Here is a 13,261-nt window from a genome sequence, read left to right on the forward strand (position 1 = left end):
CTAACAGCCTCGTCAGCAAGGAGAATGTCGCCGCGTGGGTGATCAACCCGTCGACCTGTCGCCCGAAGCGTTGACCGAGGCGGTCACCGCCGCCCGGCAGGCGTTCACCCGGGCCGACGACCTCGACGCACTGGCCCGCGCCAAGACCGAGCACCTCGGTGACCGCGCACCGCTGGCCCTGGCGCGCCAGGCCCTCCGAAGCGTTCCCAAAGACGAGCGCGCCGACGCCGGTAAGCGGGTCAACGCCGCACGCGGCGAGGCCCAGCAGGGGTACGACGAACGCCTGGCGGCCTTACGCGCCGAACGCGACGCCGCGGTGCTCGTCGCCGAGCGCATCGACGTCACGCTGCCGTCGACGCGGCAGCCGATCGGCGCGCGGCACCCGATCACGATCCTGGCCGAACACATCGCCGACACCTTCATCGCGATGGGTTGGGAATTGGCCGACGGCCCGGAGGTCGAGACCGAGCAGTTCAACTTCGACGCGCTCAACTTCCCCGCCGACCACCCCGCGCGCAGCGAGCAGGACACCTTCTACATCGCGCCGGAGGACTCCCGTCAGCTGCTGCGCACCCACACCTCGCCGGTGCAGGTGCGCACGCTGCTGGCGCGCGAGTTGCCCGTGTACGTCGTCTCGATCGGCCGCACGTTCCGCACCGACGAACTCGACGCCACCCACACGCCGGTCTTCCACCAGGTCGAGGGCCTGGCGGTGGACCGCGGCCTGTCCATGGCGCATCTGCGGGGAACGCTGGATGCGTTCGCGCGCGCCCAGTTCGGCCCCGAGGCCCGGACCCGCATCCGGCCGCACTTCTTTCCGTTCACCGAGCCCTCCGCGGAAGTCGACGTGTGGTTCGTCGGCAAGAAGGGTGGCCCCGGCTGGGTGGAGTGGGGCGGCTGTGGGATGGTGCACCCAAACGTGTTGCGGGCGGCGGGGATTGACCCCGAGGAATATTCCGGCTTCGCATTCGGCATGGGCCTGGAACGAACGCTGCAGTTCCGCAACGGGATTCCGGACATGCGCGACATGGTCGAGGGCGACGTTCGCTTCTCGCTGCCGTTCGGGGTGGGTGCCTGATGCGCGTTCCGTACAGCTGGCTGCGCGAGGTCGTGAACGCCGGCGCGCCGGACTGGGATGTGGCGCCCGCCGAGCTGGAGCAGACGCTGGTGCGCATCGGTCACGAGGTCGAAGAGGTGATCCCCCTCGGCCCGGTCGACGGCCCGCTGACCGTCGGCCGCGTCACCGACATCGAGGAACTCACCGATTTCAAGAAGCCGATCCGGTTCTGCCACGTCGACATCGGCGACGGCAACGACCGCGAGATTGTCTGCGGTGCGACTAATTTCGCGGCCGGTGATCTTGTGGTGGTGGCGCTGCCGGGCGCCACGCTACCGGGCGGGTTCGCCATCGCCGCGCGCAAGACCTACGGCCGCACTTCGGACGGAATGATCTGCTCGGCAGCCGAACTCGGTTTGGGCGCCGACCATTCCGGGATCCTGGTGCTGCCGCCGGGCACCGCCGACCCGGGCGCCGACGGCGCCGCGGTGCTGGGCCTGGACGACGTCGTCTTTCACCTGGCGATCACGCCCGACCGCGGTTACGGCCTGTCGTTGCGGGGCCTGGCCCGCGAGATCGCCTGCGCCTACGATCTGGACTTCGTCGACCCGGCGAAGGTCGAGCCGTTACCGGCGTCCGGAGAGGCCTGGCCGCTGACGGTGCAGCCCGACACCGGCGTGCGGCGGTTCGCGCTGCGCCCGGTCATGGGCATCGACCCCGCCGCCGTGTCGCCGTGGTGGCTGCAGCGCCGGCTGCTGCTCTCCGGCATCCGCGCGACGTCACCGGCGGTCGATGTGACGAACTACGTGATGCTCGAACTCGGTCACCCCATGCACGCCCACGACCGCAACCGCATCACCGGCGGTTTCGCCGTGCGATGCGCCCGGCCCGGCGAGACCGTCGTCACGCTCGATGACATCGAGCGCAAACTCGAACCGGCCGACGTCCTGATCGTCGACGACACGGCGACCACGGCGATCGGCGGCGTGATGGGCGCGGCGAGCACCGAGGTGCGCGCCGATTCCACCGACGTGCTGCTCGAGGCCGCGGTCTGGGATCCCGCCGCCGTCTCGCGCACCCAGCGCAGGTTGCACCTGCCCAGCGAGGCCGCCCGCCGCTACGAACGTGGGGTGGATCCGGCCATTTCCGTGGCCGCGCTGGACCGGTGCGCCACACTGCTCGCCGAGATCGCCGGTGGGGCGGTGTCCGAGACGCTGACGGATTGGCGGGGCGATCCGCCGCGTGACGACTGGGCCGGCTCGCCGATCGACATCGCCGCCGACCTGCCCGGCCGCATCGCCGGGGTGACCTACGCCCCGGGCACGGCCGCCAAGCGGCTGTCCCAAATCGGTGCTGCCGTCACCGAAAACGGCGACACGTTGACGGTGACCCCACCCAGCTGGCGGCCCGACCTCGTGCAGCCCGCCGACCTCGTCGAGGAGGTGCTGCGCCTCGAAGGGCTGGAGGTCATCGGATCGGTGCTGCCGTCGGCGCCGGCCGGGCGGGGCCTGTCCGCCGTGCAACGACGCCGCCGCGCCGTCGGCACGTCACTGGCCCAGTCCGGTTACGTCGAGATTTTGCCGACGCCGTTTCTGCCCGCGGGGGTATTCGACCTGTGGGGCTTGGCGGCCGACGATCCGCGCCGCAGCACGACCAACGTGCTCAACCCGCTGGAGGCCGACCGCCCGCAGTTGGCCACCACGCTGCTGCCGGCGTTGCTGGAAGCCTTGGTGCGCAACGTGTCCCGCGGCCTGGTCGACGTCTCGCTCTATGCCCTGGCGCAGGTGGTGCACCCGACAGCCGAGACCCGCGGCGTGACGTTGATCCCCGTCGACCGGCGGCCGACCGACAGCGAGATCGCCGCGCTCGACGCGTCGTTGCCCCGGCAACCGCAGCATGTCGCCGCGGTGCTGACCGGCCTCCGGGAACGCCGCGGCCCCTGGGGGCCGGGCCGCCGGGTCGAAGCCGCCGACGCGTTCGAGGCGGTGCGCATCATCGCCCGCGCCGCCGGAATCGACGTGCGATTGCGGGCGGCGCAGCAGCTGCCGTGGCATCCGGGCCGGTGCGCCGAGGTGCTGGTCGGCGACACGACGGTGGGGCACGCGGGCCAGCTGCATCCCGCCGTGACCGAGCGCTCCGGCCTGCCCACGGGCACCTGCGCCCTCGAACTCAACCTCGACGCGATGCCCCTCGTCGCGGCGCTGCCCGCGCCCCGGGTGTCGCCATTCCCGGCCGTCTTCCAGGACGTCAGCCTCGTGGTGCCCGCGGACGTACCGGCCGCCGCGGTCGCGGACGCCGTGCGTGCCGGCGCGGGGGAGCTGCTGGAAGACCTGCAGTTGTTCGACGTTTTCACCGGCCCGCAGATCGGCGAGGACCGCAAATCGCTGACCTTCGCGCTGCGGTTCCGGGCGCCGGATCGCACGCTGACCGAGGACGACGCCACCGCGGCTCGCGACGCCGCGGTGCGCCGGGCCGCCGAGACGGTCGGCGCCGAGCTCCGCGCCTGATTAGAATGGATTTGCAAAGTACTGCATAACCATGCAAAATCGTCGGAATGGCCGACGTGATGAAGGTGGCGGTTGCCGGTGCCAGCGGCTATGCGGGCGGTGAAATCCTCCGCCTGCTGCTCGGGCACCCGGCCTACGCCGACGGGCGCCTCGCGATCGGCGCGCTGACCGCCGCGGCCAGCGCCGGCAGCACGCTCGCCGAGCATCACCCGCACCTGACGCCGCTGGCCCAGCGCGTCGTCGAGCCGACCGAGCCCGCCGCGCTCGCCGGCCACGACGTGGTGTTCCTGGGCTTGCCGCACGGTCATTCGGCCGCGCTGGCGCAGCAGCTCGGCCCCGACACCCTGATCATCGACTGCGGTGCGGACTTCCGGCTCACCGACGCCGCCGCGTGGGAGCGGTTCTACGGCTCCGCGCACGCCGGCAGTTGGCCCTACGGGCTGCCGGAGCTTCCCGGCGCGCGCGAGCGGCTGCGCGGTGCCCGCCGCATCGCGGTCCCGGGGTGTTACCCGACCGCGGCGCTGCTGGCGTTGCTGCCCGCGGTGGCCTCAGACCTCATCGAGCCGGCTGTCACCGTGGTCGCGGTCAGCGGTACCTCCGGGGCCGGGCGGGCCGCCAAGACCGACCTGCTGGGCGCCGAGGTCATCGGATCGGCGCGGGCCTACAACATCGCCGGGGCGCACCGGCACACCCCCGAGATCGCCCAGGGCCTCGGCGCCGTCACCGGTCGCGACGTCACGGTGTCGTTCACCCCGGTGCTGATCCCGACGTCACGCGGCATCCTGGCCACCTGCACCGCCCGCACCCGTGTGCCATTGCCGCAACTTCGGGAGGCCTACGAAAAGGCTTACGACGCAGAACCTTTCATCTACCTGATGCCCGAGGGGCAGCTGCCTCGCACCGGCGCGGTGATCGGCAGCAATTCGGCGCACATCGCCGTCGCGGTGGACGAGGCGGCCCAGACCTTCGTGGCGATCGCCGCGATCGACAACCTGGTCAAGGGCACGGCCGGGGCCGCCGTGCAGTCGATGAACCTGGCGCTGGGCTGGCCTGAGACGGAAGGCCTTTCGGTGATCGGGGTGGCGCCATGACGCGCACCCAGGCGCGGCTGGTGCGCGAACAGGGCGTCACCGCGCCGGCCGGGTTCCGGGCGGCCGGCATCGCCGCCGGCATCAAGGCCTCGGGGAATCGCGACCTGGCCCTGGTGTTCAACGAAGGCCCCGACTACGCGGCCGCCGGGGTGTTCACCCGCAACAGGGTCAAGGCCGCGCCGGTGCTGTGGTCCCAGCAGGTGCTGACCACCGGCGCGCTGCGCGCGGTCATCCTCAACTCCGGCGGTGCCAACGCCTGCACCGGACCGGGCGGGTTTCAGGACACCCACGCCACGGCCGAGGCCGTCGCGGCGGCCTTGTCGGACTGGGGAACCGAGACCGGGGCCATCGAGGTCGCGGTGTGCTCCACCGGGCTGATCGGTGACCGGCTGCCGATGGACAAGGTGCTCGCCGGGGTGCGCGCGATCGTGCAGGACATGGCCGGCGGCCTGTCCGGCGGCGACGACGCGGCCCAGGCGATCATGACCACCGACACCGTGCCCAAACAGGTTGCGCTGCACCACCCCGGCAGCTGGACCGTCGGCGGGATGGCCAAAGGCGCGGGCATGCTCGCGCCGTCGCTGGCGACGATGCTGTGCGTGCTCACCACCGACGCGGCCGCCGACGCGGCGGCGCTGGATTCCGCACTGCGCCAGGCCGCCGCCCGCACCTTCGACCGGCTCGACATCGACGGCGCGTGTTCGACCAACGACACCGTGCTGCTGTTGGCCTCGGGGGCCAGCGGGATCATGCCGGACCAGGCCGATCTCGACGACGCCGTGCTGCGCGTCTGTGACGACCTGTGCGCTCAGCTGCAGGCCGACGCCGAGGGCGTGACCAAGCGCGTCGACGTCACCGTCACCGGCGCCGCCTCCGAGGACGACGCCCTGGTCGCCGCGCGGACCATCGCCCGCGACAGCCTGGTCAAGACGGCGGTGTTCGGTTCGGACCCCAACTGGGGCCGGGTGCTCGCCGCCGTCGGCATCGCGCCGGTCGCCCTGGATCCCGATCGGATCACGGTGTCGTTCAACGGTTCCGCGGTGTTCGCCGACGGGGTTCCCGTGCCGGGTGCGCGCGAGGTCGACCTCTCGGGGGCGGATATCGACATCACCGTCGACCTGCGGCTCGGCGAGGGGCGGGCCACCATCCGGACCACCGACCTGTCCCACGGCTACGTCGAAGAGAATTCGGCCTACAGCTCATGAGCTCCTCGACCGAAGCGCTGCCGACCGCGGTCAAGGCGGAGGTGCTCGCCGAAGCCCTGCCCTGGCTCAAGCAGCTGCACGGCAAGATCGTCGTCATCAAGTACGGCGGCAACGCCATGACCGACGACACGCTGCGGCATGCCTTCGCCGCCGACATGGCGTTCCTACGCAACTGCGGTGTTCATCCCGTCGTCGTGCACGGCGGCGGCCCGCAGATCAGCGCGATGCTGCGCCGGCTCGGCATCCAGGGTGACTTCAAGGGCGGATTCCGGGTCACCACACCGGAAGTGCTCGACGTGGCGCGGATGGTGTTGTTCGGTCAGGTGGGCCGCGAACTGGTCAACTTGATCAACGCGCACGGACCGTACGCGGTCGGCATCACCGGCGAGGACGCCCAACTGTTCACCGCCGTGCGGCGCAGCGTCACCGTCGACGGCGTGGCCACCGACATCGGCCTGGTGGGAGACGTCGACCGGGTCAACACCGCCGCGGTGCTGGATCTTATTGCCGCACGGCGTATTCCGGTGGTGTCGACGCTGGCGCCGGACGTCGAGGGTGTGGTGCACAACATCAACGCCGACACCGCCGCGGCGGCGCTGGCCGAAGCGCTGCACGCCGAGAAGCTGTTGATGCTCACCGATGTCGAAGGCCTGTACACGAGTTGGCCCAACCGTGATTCGCTGGTCAGCGAAATCGATACGGCCACACTGTCGCAACTGCTACCGACGCTGGAGGCGGGCATGATTCCCAAGGTTGAAGCGTGTTTGCGGGCCGTCACCGCCGGGGTGCCCAGCGCGCACGTCATCGACGGTCGGGTCGAACACTGCGTGCTGGTCGAGCTTTTCACCGACGCGGGCACCGGCACCAAGGTGGTATCGACGTGACGAACACCGCCACCATGCGGCAGCGCTGGGAAGCCGTGATGATGAACAACTACGGCACCCCCGCGATGGCACTGGCCAGTGGCGACGGCGCCGTGGTCACCGACGTCGACGGACAGAGCTACCTCGACCTGCTCGGCGGCATCGCGGTCAACATCCTGGGTCACCGCCACCCCGCGATCATCGAGGCCGTCACCCACCAGATCGCGACGCTGGGTCACACGTCCAACCTGTATGCCACCGAACCCGGCATCGCGCTCGCCGAAGAACTGGTCGCATTGCTGGGCGCGCCTGAGGAAACGCCGGCGCGGGTGTTCTTCTGCAACTCCGGCACTGAGGCCAACGAGGTGGCGTTCAAGCTGTCCCGGCTGACCGGCCGCACGAAACTGGTTGCCGCACAAGACGCTTTCCACGGCCGGACGATGGGCTCGCTGGCGCTGACCGGCCAGCCGGCCAAGCGGGCGCCGTTCGCCCCGCTGCCCGGGGACGTCAGCTACGTGCCGTATGGCGACGTCGTGGCGCTGGCCGCGGCGGTCGACGACGACACCGCGGCGGTATTTTTGGAACCGATCATGGGGGAGAGCGGCGTCGTCGTGCCGCCCGAGGGATATCTGGCCGCCGCGCGCGATGTCACGGCGCGCCACGGCGCGCTGCTGGTGCTCGACGAGGTGCAAACCGGGATGGGCCGCACCGGAACGTTTTTCGCCCACCAGCACGACGGCATCACCCCCGATGTGGTGACGCTGGCCAAGGGGCTGGGCGGCGGCCTGCCCATCGGGGCCTGCCTGGCCGTCGGGCGGGCCGCCGAGCTGATGACTCCCGGCCTGCACGGCAGCACCTTCGGCGGCAACCCGGTCTGCACCGCGGCGGCGCTGGCGGTGTTGCGGATCCTGGCGGCCGAGAACCTGGTCCGCCACGCCGAGGTGCTGGGCAAGTCGTTGCGGCACGGCATCGAGGGGCTCGCCCACCCGTTGGTCGACCACGTGCGCGGGCGCGGCCTGCTGTGCGGGGTGGTGCTCACCGTGCCGCGGGCCAAGGACGCCGAGGCGGCCGCGCGCGAGGCCGGGTTCCTGGTGAATGCCGCCACGCCCGACGTCATCCGGCTGGCGCCGCCGCTGATCATCACCGAAGACCAGCTCGACGGCTTCGTCACCGCGCTGCCGGGCATTCTCGACAAGGCTGGAGGCGCAGATGCCTAAACACTTCCTGCGCGACGACGACCTGTCGCCCACCGAACAGGCCGAGGTGCTGCAGCTGGCGGCCGAGCTGAAGAAGGACCCGCTGCGCGCCCGCCCACTGGAGGGCCCGCGCGGGGTCGCGGTCCTGTTCGACAAGAACTCCACCCGCACCCGCTTCTCGTTCGAGATGGGCATCGCCCAGCTCGGCGGGCACGCCGTCGTCGTCGACGCCCGCAGCACCCAGCTGGGGCGCGACGAGACCCTGGAGGACACTGCGCGGGTGCTGTCCCGCTATGTCGAGGCGATCGTTTGGCGCACGTTCGGGCAGGAGCGCCTCGAGGCGATGGCCGGGGCGGCGACCGTCCCGGTGGTCAACGCGCTCTCCGACGAGTTCCACCCCTGCCAGGTGCTCGCCGATCTGCAGACCATCGCCGAATGCAAGGGGTCGCTGCACGGCCTGCGGATGTCCTACCTCGGCGACGGCGCCAACAACATGGCCCACTCCCTGATGCTGGGCGGGGTCACCGCCGGAATCCACGTGACGATCGCCGGCCCGGACGGTTTCGCCCCCGACCCGGCGTTCGTGGCCGCGGCCCGGCGACGCGCCGACGACACCGGCGCCTCGGTCACCGTCACCGCCGACGCCCGGGCGGCCGCGCGGGGCGCCGACGTGCTGGTCACCGACACCTGGACGTCGATGGGGCAGGAGGACGACGGCCTGGACCGCGTCAAACCGTTCCGGCCGTACCAGATCAACGCCGACCTGCTGGGGCTGGCAGATCCGGAAGCCATTGTGCTGCACTGCCTTCCGGCCCATCGCGGTGACGAGATCACCGACGAGGTGATGGACGGGCCGGCCAGCGTGGTCTGGGACGAGGCCGAAAACCGGTTGCACGCCCAGAAGGCGCTGCTGGTGTGGCTGCTGGAGCGGCGCTCATGACCCGCTCGAAGACCACACCCGAGACCACCCGGGCCGGCCGGCAAGACCGCATCGTCGCGATCCTGTCGTCGGCGTCGATCAGCAGCCAGAGCGAACTGGCGGCCCGGCTGGCCGCCGAGGGCATCGAGGTCACCCAGGCCACGCTGTCGCGGGACCTGGAGGAGCTGGGTGCGGTGAAGCTGCGCGGGGCCGACGGCGGCGTCGGCGTCTACATCGTTCCCGAGGACGGCAGTCCGGTGCGCGGCGTATCGGGCGGGACCGCGCGGCTGTCCCGGTTGCTCAGCGAGCTGCTCGTCTCGGCCGACGCCAGCGCGAATCTCGCGGTGCTGCGCACCCCGCCCGGCGGCGCCAACTATTTGGCCAGCGCGATCGATCGCGCGGCGCTACCGTACGTCGTCGGCACCATCGCCGGCGATGACACTGTCTTCGTGGCCGCCCGAGAGCCGATGACCGGCGCCGAGCTGGCCAGCACCTTGGAAAGACTCACCTAAAACTCACGTAAGACTCACGTAAGCGCTTCAACCTGAAGGAGATTGGTTCATGTCAGAACGCGTCATCCTGGCGTATTCCGGCGGTCTGGACACCTCGGTGGCCATCAGCTGGATCGGCAAGGAGACCGGCCGCGAGGTCGTAGCGGTGGCGATCGACCTCGGCCAGGGCGGCGAAGACATGGAGGTCATCCGCCAGCGCGCCCTGGACTGCGGGGCGGTGGAGGCCGTGGTCGTCGACGCCCGCGACGAATTCGCCGAGGGCTATTGCCTTCCCACGGTCCTGTCCAACGCCCTGTATATGGATCGGTACCCGTTGGTGTCGGCGATCAGCCGGCCGTTGATCGTCAAGCACCTGGTGGAGGCCGCCCGCCAGCACGGCGGCAGCATCGTCGCGCACGGGTGCACCGGCAAGGGCAACGACCAGGTCCGGTTCGAGGTCGGATTCGGTTCGCTGGCACCCGATCTCGAGGTGTTGGCACCCGTCCGTGATTACGCCTGGACGCGGGAGAAGGCGATCGCGTTCGCCGAAGAAAACGACATCCCGATCAACGTGACCAAACGCTCGCCGTTCTCCATCGACCAGAACGTGTGGGGTCGCGCGGTGGAAACCGGTTTCCTGGAACACCTTTGGAACGCCCCCACCAAGGACGTCTACGCCTACACCGAAGATCCCACGCTGAACTGGAGCACCCCCGACGAGGTGATCGTCGGATTCGAGCGCGGGGTGCCGGTGACCATCGACGGCAAACCGGTGTCGATGCTGCAGGCCATCGAGGAGCTCAACACCCGCGCCGGCGCCCAGGGCGTCGGCCGCCTCGACGTCGTCGAGGACCGGCTGGTGGGCATCAAGAGCCGCGAGATCTACGAGGCGCCCGGCGCCATGGTGCTGATCACCGCGCACACCGAGCTCGAGCACGTCACCCTCGAGCGCGAGCTGGGCCGCTTCAAGCGGCACACCGACCAGCGGTGGGCCGAGCTGGTGTACGACGGGCTGTGGTACTCGCCGCTCAAGGACGCGCTGGAGACCTTCGTGGCCAAGACCCAGGAGCACGTGACGGGTGAGGTCCGCATGGTGTTGCACGGCGGCCACATTGCGGTCAACGGGCGGCGCAGCGCCGAGTCCCTGTACGACTTCAACCTGGCCACCTACGACGAGGGCGACAGCTTCGATCAGTCGGCCGCCAAGGGTTTCGTCTACGTGCACGGGCTGTCGTCGAAGATCGCGTCCCGGCGGGATCAGCAGTGACGGGCGCGGAGGGTCGCACGTGAGCACTCGCGAGGGGTCGCTGTGGGGCGGGCGGTTCGCGGACGGCCCGTCCGAGGCGCTGGCCGCGCTGAGCAAGTCCACCCACTTCGACTGGGTGCTGGCCCCCTACGACATCGTCGCCTCGCGGGCACACACGGTGATCCTGTTCCGGGCCGGGCTGCTGACCGAGGAGCAGCGCGACGGGCTGCTGGCCGGCCTGGACCAGCTCGCCACCGACGTCGCCGACGGCAGCTTCTCGCCGCTGGTCACCGACGAGGACGTGCACGCGGCGCTGGAGCGCGGCCTGATCGACCGGGTCGGCCCGGACCTGGGCGGGCGGCTGCGGGCCGGCCGGTCCCGCAACGACCAGGTGGCGACCCTGTTCCGGATGTGGCTGCGCGACGCGGTGCGCCGCGTCGCGGCCGGGGCGCTGGATGTCGTCGGCGCGCTGGCCGCCCAGGCCGCCGCCCACCCGGACGCCATCATGCCCGGCAAGACCCACCTGCAGTCCGCCCAGCCGGTGCTGCTGGCCCACCACCTGCTCGCGCACGCCCACCCGCTGCTGCGCGACGTCGACCGCATCGCCGACTTCGACAAGCGGGCGGCGATCTCCCCGTACGGCTCCGGCGCGCTGGCCGGGTCGTCGCTGGGACTGGACCCGGACGCGATCGCCACGGACCTGGGCTTCGCGGCCGCCGCCGACAACTCCATCGACGCGACCGCATCGCGGGATTTCGCGGCGGAGGCGGCGTTCGTCTTCGCCATGATCGGCGTCGACCTGTCCCGGCTGGCCGAGGACGTCATCCTGTGGAGCTCGACGGAATTCGGCTACGTCACCCTGCACGACTCGTGGTCCACCGGCAGCTCGATCATGCCGCAGAAAAAGAACCCGGACATCGCGGAGCTGGCCCGCGGCAAGTCCGGGCGGCTGATCGGAAACCTGGCCGGCCTGCTGGCCACGCTGAAGGCCCAGCCACTCGCTTACAACCGTGACCTGCAGGAAGACAAGGAACCGGTGTTCGATTCGGTGGCCCAGCTGGAGCTGGTGCTACCGGCGATGGCGGGCCTGGTGGGCAGCCTGACGTTCGACGTCGACCGGATGGCCGCGCTCGCGCCGGCCGGGTACACGCTGGCCACCGACATCGCCGAATGGCTGGTGCGCCAGGGGGTGCCCTTCCGCTCCGCGCACGAGGCCGCCGGCGCCGCCGTGCGCGCCGCCGAGCAGCGCGGTGTCGGCCTCGACGAGCTGACCGACGACGAGCTGGCCGCCATCAGTGGTGACCTGACGCCGCAGGTTCGTGAGGTTTTGACGATCGAGGGCTCGGTGGCCTCGCGGGATGCGTGGGGCGGCACCGCGCCCGTCCGGGTCGCCGAGCAGATCGAAAACGTCCTGGCCAGCGCCGGACGGCTCAAAGACCAGCTCCGGGACCGGACGCGGGGGAGCCGTTGAGATGAGCTCGGTTCCGCTGCCCGCCGCTGCCATGCCGACTAGACTGCGGGCTCAGAGCGATCCGGATGAACCTTGCGGGCCGGATCCCCGTGATCAAGGGGTGGGAAAGCAATGAGCGTCGTCGCCGGCGTCTTCGGTGCGTTGCCGCCGCACCGGTATTCGCAGCGCGAGCTCACCGACTTCTTCGTCAGCATTCCCGAGTTCAAGGACTACGAGGACATCGTCCGGCAGCTGCACGCCAGCGCCAAAGTCGACAGCCGTCACCTGGTGCTGCCGATCGAGCAATACCCCACGCTGACCGACTTCGGCATGGCGAACCGGATCTTCACCGAGCACGCCGTCAATCTCGGCTGCGAGGCACTGTCCGGCGCGCTCGACGAGGCGGGACTGCGGCCGCAGGACGTCGACGTGCTCATCACGACGACCGTCACCGGGCTGGCGGTGCCGTCGGTGGATGCCCGGATCGCCGCGCGCCTGGGTCTGCGCGACGACGTGCGACGGGTGCCGCTGTTCGGCCTCGGCTGCGTGGCCGGGGCCGCCGGTGTGGCCCGCGCGAACGATTACCTGCGCGGCGCACCCGACGCCGTCGCCGCCCTCATCTCGGTCGAGCTGTGCTCGCTGACCTATCCCGGATACACGCCGTCGCTGGCCGGCATGGTCGGCAGCGCCCTGTTCGCCGACGGCGCGGCGGCGGTGGTGGCCGTGGGCGACCGGCGCGCCGAACACCTTGCCGCCAGCGGCCCCAGCGTCCTCGATTCGCGCAGCCATCTGTACCCCGATTCGTTGCGCACCATGGGCTTCGACGTGCGAGCCGGAGGCTTCGAGCTGGTGCTGTCGAAGGACGTTGCCGCCGTCGTCGAGCAATACATCGAGGACGACGTCACCCAGTTCTTGGGGGCGCACGGCTTGACCGCGGCCGACATCGGCGCGTTCGTCAGCCACCCCGGCGGCCCCAAGGTCATCGAGGCGATCACCGCGGCGCTCAGCCTGCCGCCGGAGGCCCTGGAACTCACCTGGCGTTCACTCGGCGAGATCGGCAACCTCTCGTCGGCGTCGGTGTTGCACGTGCTGCGTGACACCATGGCCAAGCCGCCGCCGAGTGGAAGCCCCGGCCTGATGCTCGCGATGGGGCCGGGATTCTGTTCCGAACTGGTGTTGTTGCGTTGGCACTGATGGTCGCTCGTGTACTTCCGTTCCTGCTCTAAGGCGCCCTGT

At 70.7% G+C, this 13,261-nt stretch carries 10 protein-coding genes and 1 pseudogene; all 11 read left to right on the forward strand.

What is annotated here, in order from left to right:
• The first annotated feature begins 34 nt into the window (after positions 1-34).
• Positions 35-1,078, forward strand: coding sequence for a phenylalanine--tRNA ligase subunit alpha (gene pheS / locus A5775_RS23460; protein WP_067257936.1), 1,044 nt, complete (start codon positions 35-37; stop codon positions 1,076-1,078).
• Positions 1,078-3,564 carry a phenylalanine--tRNA ligase subunit beta gene (pheT, locus tag A5775_RS23465; protein WP_067257940.1) on the forward strand — a complete coding sequence of 829 codons (2,487 nt, stop codon included), beginning with the start codon at positions 1,078-1,080 and terminating at the stop codon, positions 3,562-3,564. Before pheS ends, pheT begins: the two co-directional genes overlap by 1 nt.
• A gap of 31 nt (positions 3,565-3,595) precedes the next feature.
• Positions 3,596-4,655, forward strand: a pseudogene (gene argC, locus A5775_RS23470) (N-acetyl-gamma-glutamyl-phosphate reductase).
• Positions 4,652-5,860: a bifunctional glutamate N-acetyltransferase/amino-acid acetyltransferase ArgJ gene (argJ, locus tag A5775_RS23475; RefSeq protein ID WP_067257947.1), complete on the forward strand. Its 1,209-nt coding sequence runs from the start codon at positions 4,652-4,654 to the stop codon at positions 5,858-5,860. The pseudogene argC and the gene argJ overlap by 4 nt, the downstream one beginning before the upstream one ends.
• Positions 5,857-6,744: an acetylglutamate kinase gene (gene argB, locus A5775_RS23480; RefSeq protein WP_067257949.1), complete on the forward strand. Its 888-nt coding sequence runs from the start codon at positions 5,857-5,859 to the stop codon at positions 6,742-6,744. The genes argJ and argB overlap by 4 nt, the downstream gene beginning before the upstream one ends.
• Positions 6,735-7,940 (forward strand): acetylornithine transaminase, encoded by a 1,206-nt coding sequence (locus tag A5775_RS23485; RefSeq protein WP_369827905.1) that lies wholly within the window; start codon positions 6,735-6,737, stop codon positions 7,938-7,940. The genes argB and A5775_RS23485 overlap by 10 nt, the downstream gene beginning before the upstream one ends.
• Positions 7,933-8,859, forward strand: a complete 927-nt coding sequence (gene argF, locus A5775_RS23490; RefSeq protein ID WP_067257952.1) for an ornithine carbamoyltransferase — start codon at positions 7,933-7,935, stop codon at positions 8,857-8,859. Before A5775_RS23485 ends, argF begins: the two co-directional genes overlap by 8 nt.
• Positions 8,856-9,350, forward strand: coding sequence for an arginine repressor (locus tag A5775_RS23495; protein WP_067257956.1), 495 nt, complete (start codon positions 8,856-8,858; stop codon positions 9,348-9,350). The genes argF and A5775_RS23495 overlap by 4 nt, the downstream gene beginning before the upstream one ends.
• Before the next feature lie 49 nt (positions 9,351-9,399).
• Entirely contained in the window at positions 9,400-10,596 is a 1,197-nt protein-coding gene (locus tag A5775_RS23500) for an argininosuccinate synthase (protein WP_067257959.1), read from the forward strand.
• A gap of 19 nt (positions 10,597-10,615) precedes the next feature.
• Positions 10,616-12,046 carry an argininosuccinate lyase gene (gene argH / locus A5775_RS23505; protein WP_067257962.1) on the forward strand — a complete coding sequence of 477 codons (1,431 nt, stop codon included), beginning with the start codon at positions 10,616-10,618 and terminating at the stop codon, positions 12,044-12,046.
• A gap of 111 nt (positions 12,047-12,157) precedes the next feature.
• Complete coding sequence (locus A5775_RS23510; RefSeq protein WP_067257965.1) at positions 12,158-13,219, forward strand: type III polyketide synthase; 1,062 nt, start codon at positions 12,158-12,160, stop codon at positions 13,217-13,219.
• Positions 13,220-13,261 lie beyond the last annotated feature (42 nt).

It is taken from the genome of Mycobacterium sp. 852002-10029_SCH5224772 (assembly GCF_001667315.1).
Classification (GTDB): Bacteria; Actinomycetota; Actinomycetes; order Mycobacteriales; family Mycobacteriaceae; genus Mycobacterium.